Here is a 19,788-nt window from a genome sequence, read left to right as displayed (position 1 = left end):
GTCAACTTCAATGCGCAAAGCCTAGTGAATCCGTCGGGGTGTGGTTTGACCCAGGTCAAGCGGACGAAGCTTGCCCTGATTGTCCGATTGTGATCCGCGCAGCGATTTGATGCAGCTCAACGCGCGGCGGCAGCGTCGCCATATCCTGCCGCAGGCCTAGAACGGAAGCCCGCAGGAACAATCAGCCATGAGCGTCGTGAAGATATTTCCACGGGCCGAAGCGCCGCTGCAAGCTCCTGCGGCCAGGCCGGCTGCCGAGATTCCCGAAAGGGTCGCAGGGACACCGGCTGACTGCACTTGCCCGCAAGCAACGGATACCTATCCGCTTGATCGCGCGTTCCATGCCATGCTGGCGCGGTTCACGGGCGGGATCTCGCCCGTGGCCTTGTCGCTCGCCTGGCTCGATTGGGGCGCGCATCTTGCGGCGGCGCCTCAGCATCAGATGGAGCTCTCCCGCAACATCTTCCGCGATTCCGGCCGCCTCCTGAAGGCCGCCGCGCGCGCGACAATTCAGGAGCCGTGGTCCGTCATTCGGCCGCAGGGGCGGGATCGCCGCTTTAAGGACCGGCAATGGGAGGCCGCGCCGTTCAATCTGCTTGCGCAGGCGTTTCTGCTCACCGAACGTTGGTGGCACGATGCCACGACCGGCATACGCGGCGTGTCCCACGCGAACGAAGCCATCGTCGAGTTCTCGATGCGCCAGATGCTCGACATGCTGGCACCGTCGAACTTTGCGGCCACCAATCCGCAGGTTCTGGAAAAAGCGTTCCAGAGCGGCGGCGAGAACTTCGTGTTCGGCTGGCAGAACTGGTGCAGCGACCTGATGCGCCTGCTCTCCGGCTCGAAGCTGGCCGACGAGGATCAGTTCGTCGTCGGCAAGACGGTGGCGGCTTCGCCCGGCAAGGTCGTCTACCGCAACAGCCTGATCGAGCTGATCCAGTACCATCCGACGACTGCGCAGGTGCGGCCGGAGCCGATTCTGATCGTGCCGGCCTGGATCATGAAGTACTACATCCTCGATCTGTCGCCGCAGAATTCCCTGGTCAAATACCTGACCGCTCAGGGCTTCACCGTCTTCGCAATCTCCTGGCGCAATCCGGACGCGAACGATCGGGATGTTGCCTTCGACGACTACCGCAAGCTGGGCGTGATGGCCGCACTGGACATGATCGGCCAGATCGTGCCGGGCCGGAAGATCCATGCACTCGGCTATTGTCTTGGCGGCACGTTGCTGTCGATCGCCGCGGCGGCCATGGGCCGCGACGGCGACAGCCGTCTCGGCACGGTCACGCTTCTCGCCGCGCAAACCGATTTCACCGAGGCCGGCGAATTGACGCTGTTCATTAACGAGAGCCAAGTTGCCTTCCTCGAAGACATGATGTGGCAGCGCGGCTATCTCGACACGACACAGATGGCGGGCGCGTTCCAGCTGCTGCGCTCCAACGAGCTGATCTGGTCGCGGCTCTCGCGTGACTATCTGATGGGCGACGGCTCGCCACCGAGCGACCTGATGGCCTGGAATGCCGACGCCACGCGGCTGCCCTATCGCATGCACTCGGAGTATCTGCGCCAGCTGTTCCTAAACGACGATCTGGCGGAAGGTCGCTATCGGGTCGAATGCAGGAGCGTCTCGCTATCGGACATTCACACGCCCATGTTCGTGGTCGGCACGCTCGCCGATCACGTCGCGCCGTGGCGATCCGTCTACAAGATCCATTATCAGGTCGATGCCGACGTGACGTTCCTGTTGACCAGCGGCGGCCACAATGCCGGCGTCGTCGCGCCGCCGCAGGAGGAGGGCCACTTCTATCAGGTGCTGACCAAGGCTGCTGACGCGCCCTATGTCGGTGCGGACGAATGGCTGAAGCTCGCCCCGCGCGTCGAAGGCTCGTGGTGGCCTGAATGGGCCACTTGGCTGTCAGCGCGCTCCGGTGCGCCCTGCGATCCCCCGCAGATCGGGCTTGGCGGTGCTCTCGGCCTGCCCGATGCGCCGGGAGACTACGTCCACACCTAAGCTTCCGGCTCCGAACTCGGCGCGAGATCCGAAGAGCCGAACGGTTTGGTCTTGTCCAATTTGCGGTAGGCCTCCGAGGCCTTCCGCAACAGCTTCTTTTCCCGCTTGCGATCGAGGAATCGATTGCTGGCCTCGAGGCCGGCGCCATTCAACGATGCCGCCAACGCCTGTCCGCGTGCATCGTCGTTCAATTGTCCGAGCGACCGTTGTGCCTTGCGCAATTGCTTGAGGATGGACTTCTGTTTCGCCGCGCCATCGGCGAACAGATCCGCAAGCGACTCGACCGAATAGGTCATCCGCTTGTTGAGGAGGCGCAGCTTGTGACGTTTCTCGACATCGAGCTTTTTCAGCTTCCGGGCCTTCTTGAGCAGCGTCGTCTCCCACTCGGTCAGCCGCTCCGTCGCGTGGTCGGCGAGGGTGCGGCGGCGCAGCCGGATGGCGTCCTTGCTGCGGCGGGTCGACCAGGGGCCGCTTTCGATCCACATTGAGGTTTGCTCGACCAGGCGGCGACACCGCGCCGATTGCAGCGCGCGCGCCAGCAGCCGGTGACTCTCCGCGCGCTTCTCGTCCCAGCGCTGAAGCTCGGCGACCACGGCGAGCTCGGTGCCACTCTCCGCGACGATCCGCTCGATGGCCACGTCGAGGTCCCGCACCATGCCGAGCTGACCGTTCAGCCATTTCAGTTCGGCCCAGACCTCCGGCCGCAACGCATCGTCGACCATCGGCGAGAAGAAGCGGATGGCAGTCCGCAGATGCGTCAGTGCGATCCGGATCTGGTGCAGCGCATCGGGATCGCCGCGGCAGGTGCCGTCGTGCTGAGCGATCACAGCGTCGAGGTGACGGCGGGCGATGATCCGGAAGGCCGTGTCGCAGGCCATGCCGGGGCTGAGTCGGGCCGGCAGCGCGTTGCGCCGCGTGGCCGGCTTGGCATGCGCGTTTGCCGTCGAGCGCGTGGTGGGTCGCGACTTACTTGCCCGCATCAGTCTGATTGCCTTGTTTGCCCCTCAGCGATGACGTTCCGGCAGTTCTGAAGCGTCTGCTCTTGTGTCCCGGATGCATCGATGATCGCCCAGCCGACATGGCCGATATTATAGTGCTCTTGCAGCGCGGCAACCTCCGGCGTGGCATCCGATGCGTCTTCCCGGCGGTTGCCGATGCGCGCCTGCCGGGTCGCAAGGTCCGCGACCAGGAATAGCCCGTTCAACGCCACGTTGCGCTCGCGCGCCAGCACGGCAATTGCGTCGCGTTCGTCCTCGCGAGCGAAGACGCCGTCGATGATCGCCGAATGGCCCTGCGCCAGCACCCGCCGGGCATGCTGCACCAGCGTGTCGTAGACGCGGGCCGTGACCTCCGGCGTGTAGGCCCAAGGCGGCAGGCGGTGGGTGTCCTCGACCCCGAACATCTGCTTGCGGACGAGATCACTACGCAGCACGACGGCGCCCGGCTCCGGTGCGACGAGCGGCGCGAGCGCGTGCGCCAAGGCGGACTTTCCGGTGCCGGACAGTCCGCCCACCGCAATCAGGCGCGGAGCAGAAGGACGGATCAGCATCCCTGCGAGCTCGAAATAGCGTCGTGCCTGGTCGAGAATGCCGGGACCGTCGGAATGCGTCCGCTTGAGCCGCGCCAAGCTAACCTGGGCGCGGATCGCCGCCCGGATGGACATGAACAGCGGCAGGGTCGAGAGCGCGTCGAGATTGTCGGCCGGCGTCACGGCGAGATAGCGGTTCAGCACCATGTTTGCCGCGCCCGGCTGATGGTGCTGCAACAGGTCCATCAGCGTGAATGCGAGATCGTAGAGCACGTCGACCGTCGCCATCTGCGCATCGAACTCGATCGCATCGAACAGCACGGGACGATCATCGATCATGACGATGTTTGCCAGATGCAGATCGCCATGGCAGCGGCGCACGAAGCCCCGGCGACCGCGCTCTGCGAGCAGGGCGCGAATACGCAGATAGGCCGTGTGCGAGGCCTTGCCGAGTTGCTCGATCTCCTCTGCGCCGAAATGTCCGCCGGCCCGCAGACCATCCGTGTTGCCGTCGATCAGGGCCGGGATGGAGGAGACCCACGCTCTTCCGTCCGCGCGTGTCGCCGCCACGTGCGACGCCGCGATTGCGTCGGCCGCGGCCGCGGCGGCAAGCTTCGCGTCCAGCGGGCCGGCCTTGGCCACATGATCCAGCGTCCTGCTTTCGTCGAAGCGCGACATGTCGACAGCATACTCGATCGGCCGTCCGACGCCGTCGACCTTCACCGATCCATCCGGCTCTTCCGTGATCGCCACGACGCCATGATAGATCTGCGGCGCCAGGGGCCGGTTGATGCGGATCTCCTCCTCGCAGGCCGCCTTGCGCTTCTCGAGCGTCGAATAGTCGAGGAAGGGAAACCGGACGGCGCGCTTGATCTTCAGTGCGCGCTTTGCATCCAGGAACACCGAGGCGGCATGCGTGTCGATGCGCCTCACGCCGGGATGATCGGTCAGCATCCGAAAGATGCGCTCCTGAGCCGCCGTGTCATCCTTCATCGAAGCGGACATGGGAAGCACCATCAGGGCGTCAGCACGGCCGCGCCGAGGATCTGGCCATTCCGCAGCATGGCCAGGACCTCGTTGGCCTGATCGAGCGGAAACGCCGTCGTCTCGGTGCGCACGCCGGCTTGCGGCGCGACCTTGAGAAAATCGAGGCCATCCTGCCGGGTCAAATTGGCGACTGAGACCAACTGCCGCTCCTGCCACAGCAAATCATACGGAAAGCTTGGAATGTCGCTCATGTGGATGCCGGCGCAGACGACGCGACCGCCTTTGCGTACGGCGCGCAACGCCGCCGGGACCAGCTCGCCGGCTGGGGCATAAATGATCGCGGCGTCGAGCGGCTGGTCGGGCATCTGGTCAGATGACCCCGCCCAGACAGCGCCGAGACGGCGTGCAAGACCTTGTGCAGCGGCATCGCCTGCCCGCGTGAATGCATGGACGGAGCGTCCCTGCCAAACCGCGACTTGCGCAATGATGTGGCCGGCGGCGCCGAAGCCATAGAGGCCGAGCCTCTCGGCGGGGCCGGCCAGGACCAGCGAGCGCCAGCCGATCAGCCCCGCGCATAGCAGAGGCGCAATTTCGACGTCGCTGCCGGCCTCGCCGAGCGGAAAAGCGTAACGTGCGTCGGCGATGGTGTGGGTCGCGTAGCCGCCGTCGCGTGTGTAGCCGGTGAACAGCGGCGCGTCACAGAGGTTTTCCATGCCCTCCCGGCAGAAGCGGCATGTTCCGCAGGTGAAGCCGAGCCAGGGAATGCCGACCCGCTCACCAGGCGCATGTGTCGTCACATTCGCACCGATGAGGTCGACCCGGCCGACGATCTCGTGGCCAGGCACGATCGGATAGCGGATGCCGGGCAGCTCGGCGTCGACGAGATGAAGATCGGTCCGGCATACACCGCAGGCGCTGATCTTCACCCGGATCTGACCCTCGCCCGGCAGGGGGTCAGCCCGCTCCTCCATCTGGAGCCGCGCTCGTGGGGCCGGCAACACCATCGCACGCATGTCTGTCTCCGGGGCGAACCGCTCCGATTGAACTATCCATAGAACGACCGAGTGGCCAGTCCTTGACGTCAGTCAACGCCGGTTCGCCCGGTTGATCGGACGGAGTTTCCCCCGGTCTTGACGCGGATCAAGGGTCTCGACGACAGCCGGCCTATGATCGTGGCTCAGGAGAATTCCGATGCCCATCAAGGATGTGTTTCTGCCCCTTGTCGGCCAGCCGCGCGGGCCAGCCCTGGTTGCGATCGAGAAATGCGTCGCTGTGGCCGCCGATCTCGGCGCCAGGATCACCGCGCTCGCACTCGAGGAAGATGTTTTCGAGCGGCCGAAGGTGATGCTGCCTGACGATCGCGCTTCCGCGCAGGCCAGCCTCGAGGCCAGCGACATGCAACAGCTGCTGAATGCCTTCACCAATGCGGCTTCCCGCGCCAACATCCGCGCCCAGAGCCGGTCGGGCAAGGTGCCCGCGGATCAGATCGGAGCGATCCTGGCCGAGCACGCTCGCTTCAGCGACCTCACGCTGGTTCCCGTGAAGCCGCACGACAGTCGAACGGAGGCCATCATCGAAGCGTTGTTGTTCGAATCCGGCCGCCCGCTTCTGCTCTGTCCCGAACATCGCGCCGACGAGCTCCGGCCCGAGTTCGAGAACGTCGTGATTGCCTGGGATCATTCCGCACGGGCCGCGCGTGCGGCGGGAGATGCGTTGCCCATTCTTCAGGCTGCCACCTCGGTTCGTGTGCTGACCGTGGCGGAGGACAAGACTGACGCGGTCCTGCAATCCGGCGCGGCGCTCGTCGACCATTTGCGGGAACACGGCGTCTTTGCCTCGTTCGAAACCACGAAGGGGGGTGGCAGCTCGACCGGCAAAGTACTGGGAAGCTGGGCGAATTCCCATGGCATCGATGCCATCGTGATGGGCGCCTATCATCATTCGCGCCTGAACGAGATCGTGTGGGGAGGTGTGACAAAGACCGTCATTGGCCAGCCACCGTGCTGGGTTATGATCTCGCACTAGGCCTCTTCTTCCAGCCGGATCGTCAATCATCGGAACCGCCGCCGAGGCGGTGCATTTGTTTTCATGTCGACTTATCGTCTGAACAACCTGCTGTCGCCGCGCTCGGTCGCGCTCGTCGGCGCGAGCGCGCGTCCAGCGTCCGTGGGACGCGCGGTCCTGGAGAATGTTGGCAAGGCCGGATTCAAGGGGAGGTTTGGCCTCGTCAATCCGCGCCATGCCGAGATCGGCGGCATCGCGGCGGTGAAGAGCCTGGACAGGCTGGACTTCGTGCCCGAGCTCGTCGTCATCACCGCGCCCGCGGGTGAGATACCAGGCATCGTCGACCAGGCCGGGCGCCGCGGGTCTGCGGGGGCGCTGATCGTCTCGGCGGGTCTCGGCCAGGGACCGGGATCGCTGCACGAGGCGACCAGCGCTGCCGCGCGCAAACACGGAATGCGGCTGATCGGACCGAACTGCCTCGGCATCATGATGCCGGGCGTCAGCCTGAATGCCAGTTTCGCCGCGCACATGCCGCGGGCCGGCAACCTCGCGCTGATCTCGCAATCGGGCGCCATTGCCGCTGGCATGGTGGATTGGGCCGCGCAGCGCGGCGTCGGCTTCTCCGGCATCGTCTCGATCGGCGATCAGATCGACGTCGACATTGCCGATCTGCTCGATCATTTCGCGATGGATCACAAGACCCGCGCGATCCTGCTCTACATCGAGGCGATCAAGGACGCGCGCAAGTTCATGTCGGCGGCGCGCGCGGCCGCACGCGTGAAGCCGGTCGTCGTGGTGAAGTCCGGCCGGATGGCGCAGGGTGCGAAGGCTGCCGCCACGCATACCGGCGCGCTCGCCGGTGCCGACGCCGTCTATGATGCGGCGTTCCGCCGCGCGGGCGTGTTGCGGGTGTCCGATCTGCGCGAGTTGTTCGATTGTGCCGAGACACTCGGCCGCGTCGAATCGCCGACCGGAAAGCGTCTCGCCATCCTGACCAATGGTGGCGGCATCGGGGTCCTTGCGGTCGATCGATTGGTCGAGCTCGGAGGTATTCCGGCAACCATCTCGACCGATACGCGCAGGAAGCTCGATGCGGCGCTGCCGCCGACCTGGTCGGGTGCAAACCCCGTCGACATCGTGGGCGACGCCGACGCCTCGCGCTACGCGGCGGCGCTGGAGGAACTGCTGGCCGACCGCGACAACGACGCAGTTCTCGTCCTCAACGTGCAGACGGCAATCGCATCGGCCGCCGAGATCGCCAAGACCGTGACGGAGCTCGTGGCTAAGTATCGCGAGCAGCACCGCCGATGGGCAAAGCCCGTGCTGGCTGCCTGGGTCGGCGCCGATCAGCACATCGTCCAGGCACTCTCCAGCGCCGGCGTGCCGAACTATCCGACCGAGGACGATGCCGTGCGCGGCTTCATGCATCTGGTCCGGCACCGCGAAGTGGTGGAGGAGCTGAGCCAGGTCCCTCCCGCGATGCCCGATACGTTCGTTCCGGATGCCAGGGGGGCAAGAGAGATCGTCACGGAAGCGATCGCGGACGGCCGCCAGTGGCTCGAGCCTGTCGAGATCAAGCACCTGCTCGAAGCCTACGACATCGCGATGGTGCCGACCTATGCGGCAGCCGATGTCGAGCAGGCGGTGACCTATGCAAAGGACATCTTCGCGCAAGGCGGCACCGTCGTCCTGAAGATCCTGTCGCGGGACATCACCCACAAATCCGACGTCGGCGGCGTCGTGCTCAATCTGACGACCCCGGAGGCCGTGCGTGCGGCGGCCACGGACATTCTTGCGCGAGCCAGAAAGCTGCGGCCCGAGGCCCGCATCGGCGGCGTCATCGTCCAGGCGATGGTCGTCAAGGCAAAGGCGCGTGAGCTGATCCTTGGTCTCGCCGACGATCCGACCTTCGGCACCGTGGTCGTTTTCGGCCGCGGCGGCACGGCGGTGGAGATCATCAACGACAAGGCGCTGGCGCTTCCGCCGCTCGACCTGCAACTGGCTCGCGATCTGATCGACCGCACGCGTGTGTCGCGGCTGCTAAAGGCCTATCGCGACGTGCCGGCGGTCAAGCAGGACGCCGTCGCCATGGTGCTGGTCAAGCTGGCGCAGATGGCGGCCGACATTCCCGAGATCCGCGAATTCGACATCAATCCGTTGCTGGCGGACGAAACCGGCGTGACCGCGGTAGATGCGCGCGTCGCGGTCGGGCCGCCGCAGCGGAAGTTCGCCGGCTCTGGCCCTGCCAATTTCGCCGTTCGCGCCTATCCGTCGCAATGGGAGCGGCGCCTCAAGCTCAAGGACGATTGGCGCATCTTGGTCCGGCCCCTGCGTCCCGAGGACGAGCCGACCATCCACGAATTCCTGCGTCACGTCACGGCGCACGACCTTCGCCTGCGCTTCTTTGCCCCGATGAAGGAGTTCACCCACGAATTCATCGCGCGCCTGACCCAGCTCGACTATGCGCGTGCGATGGCCTTCATCGCGTTCGACGAGGCCACCGGCGAAATGGTCGGCGTGGTCCGGCTCCATTCCGACTCGATCTACGAGACCGGCGAATACGCGATCCTGCTGCGATCCGACCTCAAGGGCAGGGGGCTCGGCTGGGCCCTGATGCAGCTGATCATCGACTACGCGCGGTCGGAGGGCTTAAAGACCATATCGGGCGACGTGCTGCAGGAGAACACCGTGATGCTCGACATGTGCCGGCAGCTCGGCTTCGAGGTCAAGCCGGACCCGGCCGAGCCTGAAATCTGCGACGTCAGGCTGAAGCTCTGAGCGCGTCAGCTACGATTGCGCTTCGGCCGAACTTGCGTCGTTTGGCGTCCTGGCCGTCGTCCGCAGAGTCTTGATGATGACCGCGATCAGCGGCAGCAGCACCGGCACGATGGTGCTGAGCGGATGATGCACCGCGCCTGACACCTGGGCCTGGAGCGCTCGTGCCTCGAGCTGGAGGGCTTCGATGGACGTGTCATGAATTTCGCTGGCGAGCTCGATGTCGCGTCCCGACGGGGCGCGGCCAGCGATCAGGAAGAGAGCGGCCGCGATGACGAAATTGACGGCGCCGAGGATGGCGGCCGCGGCAATCGCGCTCCAGATCTGCACCAGCGCGAAATAGGCGGACAGCTCCAGCATCAGGAGCCCGAACGCGGCGATCAGCGCCGCGAAGGCGCGCAGGCCGAGGCCGATCAGCAAATGGCGCAGCCTGATGTCCGCGATGATCCTGTCGGTGCGCCACAGCACGCGCAGATGTTTGATGACATTCTCGGTATTCACCTAGTGTCTCCTCAGCATGAAGCCGACGACCACGCCCAGCGCGAAAGCGGAGGCGAGCGAGGTGATCGGGCGCTCCGCAACGAGGCCCTGGAACTGCTCCCCCTCTTGTTCGACGGTCTCGCCGAGCTCGGCGAGCGCGGCCCTGATCTGATCGGCGAGCGCTTCGGTGCGAGCTTTCGAGCTCTCGAACATCTCCTCGCCGGCGGTGCTCAACAGGCGCGTGACGTCGACCTTCAGCGCCCGTAATTCCTCGCTCATCCTGTCACTGTCGAACATGGATTGGTGTCCTCATTGCATCCGAGCGAGCCTAAGACCCGCCCGCGCGATCGCGCTTGATTTGCGTCAAGAGGCGGAGCCCGTTCGGGGTCTTGAGACAGGTCAATCCGGCCGCCACACGCCGGCCTAGAAATGCCGGCTGAATGGGGACCAATTGTCCCGACGAGGTGGAAAGCGTGAACCACGAACCGCTGCTGCACGCGACGCCGTCCGGCGACGTGCTGAAATTGCGCCCCGAGGGGCCATGGACCGCCGCGAACGTGGTGACGCTCGAGACGCTGTCGCGGTCGGTCGGGGCCGACGTCGATCGCTCGCGCGTCGTAACGCTGGACATGTCGGGGATCAGCGCGCTCGATACGCTCGGCGCCTGGGTCCTGGAGAAGCTGTCGCGCAGGGCCGCATCGTCAGGCAGGTTGGCCGAGTTCGTCGGCGTCGCCGATCATTTCAGCGGGCTGATGGACGAGGTGCGCCAGGTCAACCGTCGCACGCCGGCTCCAAGCGTCGCGCCCAATCCGGTTCTGGCGAGGTTGGGCGAGCTCGGCAAGTCCACGGTCGGGGCGCGGGAAGACATCACGATCTTCCTTCAGATGCTCGGCGCCTTGTTGATGGCCGTCGTCGGCGTGCTGCGCCGGCCGCGTTCGCTGCGGCTGACCTCCCTGGTGTATCAGCTCTATCGGATCGGCTGGCAGGCGATTCCCATCGTCACGCTCATCACCTTCCTGATCGGCGCCATCATCGCGCAGCAGGGCTTCTTCCACTTCCGCAGATTCGGCGCGGAGTCGTATACGGTCGACATGGTCGGCATCCTGGTGCTGCGCGAGCTCGGCGTGCTGATCGTCGCCATCATGGTCGCCGGCAGGTCAGGCAGCGCCTACACAGCAGAGCTCGGCTCGATGAAGATGCGCGAGGAGATCGACGCACTCTCGACCATGGGGCTCGATCCCATCGACGTCCTGATCCTGCCGCGCGTCGCGGCCCTGGTCATTGCGCTGCCCATCCTGACCTTCATCGGATCGATTGCCGCGCTCTATGGCGGCGGCTTGGTCGCGCAGTTCTATGGCGATATGGGGCCGGCGATCTACATCGCGCGGCTGCACGAGGCCATTTCCGTCGCGCATTTCGAGGTGGGCATCCTGAAGGCGCCGTTCATGGCGCTGGTGATCGGGATCGTGGCCTGCAGCGAGGGATTGCGCGTCAAGGGCAGCGCGGAGTCGCTGGGGCGGCAGACCACGACGTCGGTGGTGAAATCGATCTTCCTGGTGATCGTGCTCGACGGCCTGTTCGCTATCTTCTTTGCCTCGATCGGAATGTGACGATGGAAGAATCGCAAGATCAGTTCGCGATCCGCGTCCGCGATCTCGTGGTCGGCTTCGGTCGTCAGACCGTGCTCGACCATCTGTCGCTCGACGTCCGCCGCGGCGAGATTCTCGGGCTGGTGGGCGCGTCCGGCGGCGGCAAGTCGGTCTTGATGCGGACCATCATCGGCCTCATCCCGCGCCGGAGCGGGACCATCGAGGTCATGGGACAACCCACCGGCGGCCACGGCCGAGGCGCGGCGATGGCCTGGGGCATCCTGTTCCAGCAGGGCGCGCTGTTCTCCTCGCTGACGGTGCGCCAGAACGTCCAGTTTCCCTTGCGCGAAAATCTCGTCCTGTCGCAGGAACTGATGGACGAGATCGCGATCGCCAAGCTCGAAATGGTCGGTCTGCGTGCCGAGGACGCCGACAAATATCCGGCGGAGCTGTCCGGCGGCATGACCAAGCGCGTGGCGCTGGCGCGCGCGCTCGCGCTCGATCCACCGATCCTGTTCCTGGACGAGCCGACCTCGGGCCTCGACCCGATCGCCGCCGGCGAGTTCGACGCGCTGATCAAGACGCTGCAAAAGACCCTGGAGCTCACCGTGTTCATGGTGACCCATGACCTCGCGAGCCTGACCACGGTCTGCGACCGCGTCGCCGCGCTCGCCGACGGCAAGATCGTGGCGATCGGCCCGATGCGCGAATTGCTGCAATCCGAGCATCCCTGGGTGCGCGCCTATTTCCACGGCAAGCGCTCGCAGATGCTGCAACACGAGATGAGATGAGAGATGGAAACCCGCGCTCCCTATGTGCTGATCGGCAGTTTCGTGCTGGCCGCGATCGTCGCGGTGTTCGGCTTCGTCTATTGGCTGAACAACACCGGCGGCATCGGGCCGCGCACGAACTATCACGTGCAATTCCAGGGTCCGGTGCCTGGCCTCCTGGTCGGCGCCGGCGTGCTGTTCAACGGCATTCGGGTCGGGGAGGTCACCCAGCTCGGGCTCGCGCCCGATAACCCGCGCTTCGTCAATGCCACGATCTCGGTTGCAACGGCGACGCCGGTGCGTGCCGACACCAAGGTCGGGCTCGAATTCCAGGGCCTGACCGGCGTTCCCGTGGTGACGTTGGAGGGCGGCGTGATCGTCGCCAGGTCCGGCGAGCTGCCGACCTTGATCGCGGAGGCCGGAGCCGGCCAGAGCATGACGCAAGCGGCGCGGGATGCGCTGCGGCGGGTCGACACGGTGCTTCAGGACAATTCCGGCCCGCTGAAGGACACCATCGCCAATTTCAAGACCTTCTCCGACGGCCTCGCGCGCAACACCGGCAAGATCGACGGCATCCTGGCGGGCCTCGACAAGATGACCGGAGGCGGCACGCCCGCGCAGAAGGTCACCTACGACCTGCGCACGCCGCAGAATCTCGGGCCAGCCGGCAAGACGCTGTCCGCCTCACTGGCAATTCCCGAGCCGACGGCGGTGGCGATGCTGCAGACCCAGCGCATGCTGTTCGCGCCCAGCGGGGACAGGCCGGGCTTTGCGGACTTCCTCTGGGCTGACAGCATTCCGAAGCTGGTGCAGGCACGCCTGATCGACAGTTTCGAGAACTACGACATCGCCCACGCCCCGCTGCGCACGACGGATCTCGGGCCGGCGGATTACCAGCTCCTGATCGACATCCGGCGCTTTCGGATCGCGACGGATGGGGAGGCTCGGGCCGAGATCGGATTGTCGGCGCGGATCGTCGACAAGAACGGCAAGGTGATCGCATCGCGGCTCATCGAGACCAGCGAAAAGCTCGACAAGGTCGATCCGGCCGCTTCAGTCGCCGCCTTCGATGCGGCCTTCGCACGCATCGCGAAGGAGCTGATCGGATGGACCGTGCAGGCGGTGTGAGGCCGACTATTCCAGCGTCTTCAGGTAGGACAGCAGGTCGTGGATCTGGTCCGGGCTGAGCTCGAAGGCCGGCATGTCGGAATGTCCGGTGGAGATCCCCTCGGCCAGCGCTTCGCCAAGGCTGTTGATCGGATAGCGCCGATGCAGGTTGCGTAGCGGAGGTGCGATCTCGAGTGGGCTCTTGGAGGCACGGTCGATCGCGTGACAGCGTGCGCAATTGGCTCGGGCAAGAGCCTTGCCGCGTTGTTCGGCGGTCGGGGCCGCTAGCGCAGGCGTGATCAGAAGCAGCCCAATCAGGCCGTAGCGCAGTGCGCTTTGCAGCATGGAAACATCATCCCGTCGAACCGTGGAAGCAGAATATGACGGCGATGCCGCTCGAATTTGATCTGGGTCAATCGGCTGCGGCTCGGTGCAGTAAAATGCAGCCGCGCGGTGGACTCGGCCTGACGTCGGGAGCGGCCGGCGCGGGGGAGCGGTGGATGAAGCCTTCCGTGGTCACGAGTGAGCCGAACGGGCATTTTTGCGACGATTGTGCCGTGCGCGGAGCGGCGGTCTGCTCGTCGCTCGATGCAGCCGAACTCCGGGAGTTCGAGCATCTCGGCCGCCGCGTCCATTTTGATTCGGGCGAGACCGTGTTTTCCGAGGAGGACATCACGACGTCGTTCTACAACGTCCTCGAAGGCGTCATGCGGCTTTACAAGCTGCTGCCCGACGGCCGGCGGCAAATCGTCGGCTTTGCCTTGCCCGGTGATTTCCTGGGGATGAATCTGTCCGGCCGGCACAATTTTTCGGCCGATGCGATCGGCGTGGTGAACGTGTGCCAATTCCCAAAAGGGCCATTCGGCCGCTTCACCGAAGAGCGGCCGCAATTGCTCAGGCGCATCAACGAGCTGGCCATTCGCGAGTTGAGTCAGGCGCGCGACCATATGGTTCTGCTCGGCCGCCGCTCGGCCGACGAGAAGGTCGCGACTTTTTTGCTCGGCTGGCGTGAGCGGCTGGTCGCGCTCAAGGGTCCGTCCGACATCGTCGCGCTTCCGATGAGCCGCCAGGACATTGCCGATTATCTCGGCCTGACCATCGAGACCGTCAGCCGCACCTTTACCAAGCTGGAGCGTCTCGGCGTGATCGAGATCATTCACGGCGGCATCAGCCTGCTCGATCCCGCTCGCGTCGAGGCCATCGCCGCAGCCTGACCTCCTGTCCGCGACGCTCGCGGCAATTTGATCCCGATCAATGACGGCGGCCATGCCCCGCAAAATAATGCCGGAGACAAATCCGGGAGGGGATGATGCCTGCTGACGCGTTGCTGGTGACCGTTATCGTCGTCGCGATCTTCGTCGCGTTCGCCGTAGCTTTGGCTTGGGCCGACCGGCAAACCGGCGCGGGCCGGCTCGATCCGGATTCCAGGCTCTGAAGCTTCTTCAGGTCTAGGTCCGAGTCCAGCGCGCCAGGGCCGATACTTGCCCAGGCGGCCGCTGGCCCTCGGCAGCGTCTCGACGCAATCGCGGTTTGCGTAATCCGCAACTCTGCGTCGAAGAAGACGCATCGCCGCAGCTTTCGGCTGCTGACTTCCGACGTTACTTGGCCTTTTCGTGGCATTTGGCTCAAATCGAGCGCGTGCTTTCCGGTTGAAATGCCTGGTAACGTTGACTACGCAGGAACTCGATGCCTCGTAGTCTTAGGAGCTCCGGCGTGCCTCAGGACAAGACCGGCGACCCCCGACAACAGGCGGGCAACAAACTATCGGTCCTGCGCAAGCACCCGATCTTCGCGGATCTGGAGCCGGAGGCGCTCGATCAGCTTTGCCGCTACGCCAAGCACACCAACGTCAAGCGTGGCGCGACGATCGCAGCCAAGGGCGATCCCGGCAACAATCTGTTCGCGGTGATTTCTGGCACGGTGAAGATTTCCTCCTCCTCGCCTGACGGACGGAACGCGATCCTCAATCTGATCGGTCCGGGAGAGATCTTTGGCGAGATCGCCGTGCTCGACGGCGCGCCCAGGTCGGCGGATGCGACCGCCAATACCAATTGCGAGCTCTACGTCATCGATCGCCGGGACTTCCTGCCGTTCGTGAAGAGCCAGCCGGCGCTGGCGATGAAATTCATCGAGCTGCTGTGCGCGCGTCTGCGCTGGACCAGTCAGCAGGTCGAGCAGGTGATCCTGCAGAATTTGCCGGGCCGGCTTGCCAGTGCGCTGCTAGGTCTCACTGAAGAGCGCAAGCTCGATTCGGGCAGCGGTACGCTCGCCATCACGCAGCAGGAGATCAGCGAGATGGTCGGGATGACGCGCGAGAGCATCAACAAGCAATTGCGTGCCTGGGCCGGCCGAAACTGGGTCCGCCTCGAGCATGGCGCCATCGTCGTGCTGGATACCGACGCGCTGCGCGAGCTCGCCGAGAGCGGCCTCGACGGCGAGTGATCCCTCGGGCCTAAATGTCGATGATGGCGACCGGGCGGGTCCAGCCCTCGGAGGCCCGGGCCAGCGATGTCGAGCCAGCCCGCCATACCCACCATAGTGCGAATTGCGCCAGAAATCGATCGATGCAAGTCTTGCATCGATCGATGCCGGATTTGGCTTGGACAGAGAATGCCGCCCGCCCTAGGGACGACATTGGCGCTTGACTTCACACCTGAAGCGGAGCGACCCAAGGCGGCCTGCAGCCGGGCCGACAACGATATAATTAATTCATCAACCCAGGAGGAAAGCCCAAATGAAGACGCTCACCGGTATCATCACAGCCGTTGCACTGGCGGTCTCAGCACCCCTGGCCACCGCGCGCGATTTCCGCTCCGCCGACGTTCACCCCGCCGATTATCCGACCGTCGAGGCGGTCAAGTTCATGGGCCAGCAGCTCGCGGCGGCGAGCGGCGGCAAGCTCGGCGTGAAGGTGTTTCCGAACGGCGCCCTGGGCTCGGAGAAGGACACGATCGAGCAACTCAAGATCGGCGCGCTCGACATGATGCGGATCAACGCATCGCCGCTGAACAATTTCGTGCCCGAGACCATCGCCTTGTGCCTGCCCTTCGTCTTCCGGGATACGCAGCACATGCGCACCGTGCTCGACGGTCCGATCGGCGATGAGATCCTGGCAGCCATGGAGCCCGCGGGTCTGGTCGGCCTTGCCTATTACGACAGCGGCGCGCGCTCGATCTACACCGTCAAGGGGCCGGTCAAATCGCTGGCCGACCTGAAGGGCCTGAAGATCCGTGTCCAGCAATCCGACCTGTGGGTCGGCATGATCCAGAGCCTCGGGGCCAACCCGACGCCGATGCCCTATGGCGAGGTCTACACTGCGCTCAAGACCGGCCTCGTGGACGCTGCCGAGAACAACTGGCCGTCCTACGAATCCTCCCGTCACTTCGAAGCCGCCAAGTTCTACAACATCACCGAGCACTCCCTCGCGCCCGAAGTTCTCGTGATCTCGAAAAAGGTCTGGGACACGCTGAGCAAGGAGGACCAGGCGATGGTCCGCAAGGCCGCCAAGGAATCGGTGCCCGTGATGCGCAAGCTCTGGGACGCGCGCGAGCAGGCCGCCCGCAAGACCGTTGAGGCCGCCGGCGTCCAGGTGATCACGATCGGCAACAAGGCGGAGTTCGTCGATGCGATGAAGCCGGTCTACCAGAAGTTCGCCGGCGACGAGAAGCTGCAGAGCCTCGTCAAGCGCATCCAGGACACGAAGTAAGACAAGTCAGGGGATCGGGTCCGGCGTCGCCGCGAGGCGGCACCGGACCCCGGAAGGAGGCGCGGGATGACAGACCCACACGTCGCAAGTCACGAGCAGGGGGCCGTAGCGGCACGCCCGTCCACCGGCTTGCTGTCGCGGATCAATGCCCCCATCGCGCGCCTTGGCATGTACCTGTCGGTGACCGGGCTGCTCGTCATCGTCGCCATCGTCTTCTACCAGGTGTTCGGACGTTACGTGCTCAACTCCAGCCCGACCTGGACCGAGAATTTGGCACTGGTCCTGATTCTCTACGTCACGCTGATCGGCGCCGCCGTCGGCGTACGCGATGCCGGGCATATCGGCATGGACAGCCTGCTGGTCATGCTCTCGGATCCCGTGCGGGAGAAGATCGAGATCGTGATCCACGTTCTGGTCGCCGTGTTCGGCCTTGCCATGGCCTATAACGGCTGGATCCTCGGTGCGTCGGTCGGCACCGTGAAGATCCCCAATCTCGGCCTGCCCGAGGTGATCCGCTATGTGCCGCTGATCGCCTCCGGCATCCTGATCGTCTCATTTTCCATCGAGCACATCATTGCACTCCTGCGCGGCGAAGAGGTCGTCCCGTCATGGAACTGATCATCCTCGGCGCCACCTTCTTCGGCTTCCTCATCCTCGGCGTGCCGGTCGCCTTCGCGATCGGGCTGTCGGCCATCTGCACCATCCTCTACGAGGGGCTGCCGGTCGCCGTCATCTTCCAGCAGATGATGTCGGGGATGAACATCTTCTCCTTCCTCGCCATTCCGTTCTTCGTCTTCAGCGGTGAGCTGATGCTGCACGGCGGCGTCGCCGACAAGATCGTGCAGCTCGCCAAGAACCTCGTCGGGCACATCCGCGGCGGTCTCGGCATGTCGAACGTGGTCGCCTGCACGCTGTTCGGCGGCGTCTCGGGCTCCCCCGTGGCCGACGTGTCGGCGATGGGCGCGGTGATGATCCCGATGATGAAGAAGGAAGGCTTCGACACCGACTACGCCGTCAACGTCACCACCCACGCCTCGCTCGTGGGCGCCTTGATGCCGACCAGCCACAACATGATCATCTATGCCCTGGCGGCTGGCGGCAAGGTCTCGATCGGCGCGCTGATCGCCGCCGGTCTCCTACCGGCCCTGGTGCTGATGGTCTGCATGCTGGTCGCCGCCTACGCGGTCGCGGTGAGGCGCGGCTATCCGGCCGGCAAGTTCCCGGGCTGGGCCGAGGTCGTCCGCTCGCTGGCGGCCGCGCTGCCGGGGCTCTTGATCGTCGGCATCATCCTGGCCGGCATCCTGTCCGGCGTCTTCACGGCAACCGAATCGGCGGCCATCGCCGTCACCTACACGATCCTGCTGACCTTCTTCATCTACCGCACCATGACCTGGGGCAACTTCCTGCGCGCCGCCGCCAAGGCGGTGAAGACGACGGGGGTGGTGCTGCTGCTGATCGGCGTCTCCACCATGTTCCAGTACCTGATGGGACTTTACGAGGTGGCGGATCTCGCCGGCGCGATGATGAGCAAGGTGTCGACGCAGCCCTGGGTGATCTTCCTTCTCATCAACATCATCCTGTTCGTGCTCGGCACGTTCATGGACATGGCCGCGACCATCCTGATCTGCACCCCGATCTTCCTGCCGATCGCGATGAAGGCGGGCATGGATCCGGTGCAGTTCGGCATGCTGATGCTGATCAATTGCGCCCTCGGGCTCAACACGCCGCCGGTCGGAACGACGCAATTCGTCGGCTGCGCCATCGGCGGCATCTCGGTCGGCGCGGTGATGCGCACCATCCTGCCGTTCTATGCTGCGCTCATCGCAGCACTGATGTTCGTGACCTACGTCCCTGCATTCTCGCTGTGGCTGCCGCGCCTCTTGATGGGCTACAAGGGCTAGCAGCACCAGGGAGACTTTGTCAGTGACGGACTATCGCAAGCTCTTTGATCTCACCGGCAAGACCGCGCTCGTCCTCGGCGCCGCATCCGGCATCGGCAAGTCGTCGGCCGAGGCGCTTGCGGATCTCGGTGCCCGCGTCGTCTGCGCCGATCGCGCGCTCGACGCAGCGGAGGCGACCGCCGCCGGCATTCGCGACAAGGGCGGCTGGGCGGAGGCGGCGGCTTGCAACGCCGCGAGCGCCGCGGACGTCGACGCACTCGCGAAAACCGTGATGCAGAAATTTCCGCGGCTCGACATCGCCGTGACGACACCGGGGCTCAACATCCGCAAGACCATCCTCGACTACACCGAGGAGGATCTCGACCGCGTTCTCAACCTCAACGTCAAGGGCACGGTCTTTTTCTTCCAGGCCTTCGGCCGCATCATGGTCGCGCAGAAGGGCGGCAGCATCATCGCCTGCTCCTCGGTCCGCGCGGTGACCATCGAGCCCGGTCTCGGCATCTACGGCTCCACCAAGGCGGCGATCGGCCTCCTGGTGAAGGGCTTTGCCTCCGAGGTCGGGCACGCCGGCGTGCGCGTCAATGCGATCGCCCCGAGCATCGCCGAGACCGCGCTGACCGGCCCGTTCAAGCAGCGGCCCGAGATCTACAATCTCTACGCCGGCCACACCGTGTTCAACCGCTGGAGCAGCGCCGACGAGGTCGCAACCGCCGTCGCCTATCTCGCCTCGGATGCGGCGAGCTATGTCAGCGGCAGCACGCTGTTCGTCGACGGCGGCTGGACCGCGGTCGACGGTCCGCCAACCGGTCTCACCCAGTTGCACAAATAGCGAAAGCGCAGCTTGGGTTGTACGTAGCGCGGCCAACCGGCTGGGCTTCCTTCGCAACCGCAGCAGGAAGCTCCGGCGCGCGCCTTGATCAAATCGCA

Annotated in this window: 19 protein-coding genes; 13 read left to right on the top strand and 6 right to left on the bottom strand. The window is 65.0% G+C overall.

The window, feature by feature from the left end:
- The first annotated feature begins 187 nt into the window (after window positions 1-187).
- Entirely contained in the window at window positions 188-2,014 is a 1,827-nt protein-coding gene (locus tag AB7M16_RS08535; RefSeq protein WP_453943650.1) for a PHA/PHB synthase family protein, read from the top strand.
- On the opposite strand, the gene AB7M16_RS08530 is transcribed toward AB7M16_RS08535, so the two are convergent.
- The 3 genes from AB7M16_RS08530 to AB7M16_RS08520 are packed head-to-tail and all read right to left on the bottom strand — an operon-like array spanning window position 2,011 to window position 5,542.
- Complete coding sequence (locus AB7M16_RS08530; RefSeq protein ID WP_453943649.1) at window positions 2,011-2,994, bottom strand: CHAD domain-containing protein; 984 nt, start codon at window positions 2,992-2,994, stop codon at window positions 2,011-2,013. The genes AB7M16_RS08535 and AB7M16_RS08530 overlap by 4 nt on opposite strands.
- A complete protein-coding gene (locus AB7M16_RS08525; RefSeq protein WP_453947139.1) occupies window positions 2,994-4,535 on the bottom strand; it encodes a bifunctional aminoglycoside phosphotransferase/ATP-binding protein in 1,542 nt (513 codons plus the stop codon). The genes AB7M16_RS08530 and AB7M16_RS08525 overlap by 1 nt, the downstream gene beginning before the upstream one ends.
- A 23-nt stretch (window positions 4,536-4,558) precedes the next feature.
- Window positions 4,559-5,542, bottom strand: a complete 984-nt coding sequence (locus AB7M16_RS08520; RefSeq protein WP_453943648.1) for a zinc-dependent alcohol dehydrogenase family protein — start codon at window positions 5,540-5,542, stop codon at window positions 4,559-4,561.
- 178 nt (window positions 5,543-5,720) lie between these two features.
- Between AB7M16_RS08520 and AB7M16_RS08515 the strand changes: the two genes are divergently transcribed.
- Entirely contained in the window at window positions 5,721-6,554 is an 834-nt protein-coding gene (locus AB7M16_RS08515; protein ID WP_172785420.1) for a universal stress protein, read from the top strand.
- Window positions 6,555-6,617: 63 nt separating this feature from the next.
- Window positions 6,618-9,311, top strand: a complete 2,694-nt coding sequence (locus AB7M16_RS08510) for a bifunctional acetate--CoA ligase family protein/GNAT family N-acetyltransferase (RefSeq protein ID WP_453943647.1) — start codon at window positions 6,618-6,620, stop codon at window positions 9,309-9,311.
- A 9-nt stretch (window positions 9,312-9,320) separates the two neighbouring features.
- On the opposite strand, the gene AB7M16_RS08505 is transcribed toward AB7M16_RS08510, so the two are convergent.
- The gene (locus AB7M16_RS08505; RefSeq protein ID WP_172785418.1) at window positions 9,321-9,809 is read right to left on the bottom strand and encodes a phage holin family protein; all 489 of its coding nucleotides are present in this window, start codon (window positions 9,807-9,809) and stop codon (window positions 9,321-9,323) included.
- Window positions 9,810-10,085 (bottom strand): hypothetical protein, encoded by a 276-nt coding sequence (locus AB7M16_RS08500; protein WP_453943646.1) that lies wholly within the window; start codon window positions 10,083-10,085, stop codon window positions 9,810-9,812. It lies immediately after the preceding gene.
- Window positions 10,086-10,261: 176 nt separating this feature from the next.
- Between AB7M16_RS08500 and AB7M16_RS08495 the strand changes: the two genes are divergently transcribed.
- From AB7M16_RS08495 to AB7M16_RS08485, 3 genes are read left to right on the top strand one after another with little or no spacing between them, the layout of a single operon-like run.
- A complete protein-coding gene (locus tag AB7M16_RS08495; protein WP_453943645.1) occupies window positions 10,262-11,398 on the top strand; it encodes an ABC transporter permease in 1,137 nt (378 codons plus the stop codon).
- A 2-nt stretch (window positions 11,399-11,400) separates the two neighbouring features.
- Window positions 11,401-12,168, top strand: coding sequence for an ABC transporter ATP-binding protein (locus AB7M16_RS08490; RefSeq protein WP_172785415.1), 768 nt, complete (start codon window positions 11,401-11,403; stop codon window positions 12,166-12,168).
- A 3-nt stretch (window positions 12,169-12,171) separates the two neighbouring features.
- Window positions 12,172-13,275, top strand: a complete 1,104-nt coding sequence (locus AB7M16_RS08485) for an ABC-type transport auxiliary lipoprotein family protein (RefSeq protein WP_439366539.1) — start codon at window positions 12,172-12,174, stop codon at window positions 13,273-13,275.
- Window positions 13,276-13,281: 6 nt separating this feature from the next.
- On the opposite strand, the gene AB7M16_RS08480 is transcribed toward AB7M16_RS08485, so the two are convergent.
- Window positions 13,282-13,599: a c-type cytochrome gene (locus AB7M16_RS08480; RefSeq protein WP_453943644.1), complete on the bottom strand. Its 318-nt coding sequence runs from the start codon at window positions 13,597-13,599 to the stop codon at window positions 13,282-13,284.
- A gap of 155 nt (window positions 13,600-13,754) precedes the next feature.
- Here AB7M16_RS08480 and AB7M16_RS08475 point away from each other — a divergent pair, with 155 nt between their 5' ends.
- From AB7M16_RS08475 to AB7M16_RS08445, 7 genes are all read left to right on the top strand, one after another.
- Window positions 13,755-14,468 carry a helix-turn-helix domain-containing protein gene (locus AB7M16_RS08475; RefSeq protein WP_453943643.1) on the top strand — a complete coding sequence of 238 codons (714 nt, stop codon included), beginning with the start codon at window positions 13,755-13,757 and terminating at the stop codon, window positions 14,466-14,468.
- 95 nt (window positions 14,469-14,563) lie between these two features.
- A complete protein-coding gene (locus AB7M16_RS08470; protein WP_260380053.1) occupies window positions 14,564-14,689 on the top strand; it encodes a hypothetical protein in 126 nt (41 codons plus the stop codon).
- A gap of 278 nt (window positions 14,690-14,967) precedes the next feature.
- Entirely contained in the window at window positions 14,968-15,696 is a 729-nt protein-coding gene (locus AB7M16_RS08465; RefSeq protein WP_172785411.1) for a Crp/Fnr family transcriptional regulator, read from the top strand.
- Window positions 15,697-15,988: 292 nt separating this feature from the next.
- Window positions 15,989-16,960, top strand: coding sequence for a TRAP transporter substrate-binding protein (locus AB7M16_RS08460; protein WP_172785410.1), 972 nt, complete (start codon window positions 15,989-15,991; stop codon window positions 16,958-16,960).
- A 66-nt stretch (window positions 16,961-17,026) separates the two neighbouring features.
- Window positions 17,027-17,578 (top strand): TRAP transporter small permease, encoded by a 552-nt coding sequence (locus AB7M16_RS08455; RefSeq protein WP_260380052.1) that lies wholly within the window; start codon window positions 17,027-17,029, stop codon window positions 17,576-17,578.
- Window positions 17,569-18,861, top strand: a complete 1,293-nt coding sequence (locus AB7M16_RS08450; protein WP_453943642.1) for a TRAP transporter large permease — start codon at window positions 17,569-17,571, stop codon at window positions 18,859-18,861. Before AB7M16_RS08455 ends, AB7M16_RS08450 begins: the two co-directional genes overlap by 10 nt.
- Before the next feature lie 22 nt (window positions 18,862-18,883).
- Window positions 18,884-19,690, top strand: coding sequence for an SDR family NAD(P)-dependent oxidoreductase (locus tag AB7M16_RS08445; protein WP_453943641.1), 807 nt, complete (start codon window positions 18,884-18,886; stop codon window positions 19,688-19,690).
- Window positions 19,691-19,788: the final 98 nt, after the last annotated feature.

The sequence above is a fragment of the Bradyrhizobium sp. USDA 372 genome (genome assembly GCF_053629095.1).
The sequence above is the reverse complement of the archived record's forward strand: the minus strand, read 5'-3'. Positions and strand labels throughout refer to the sequence as shown.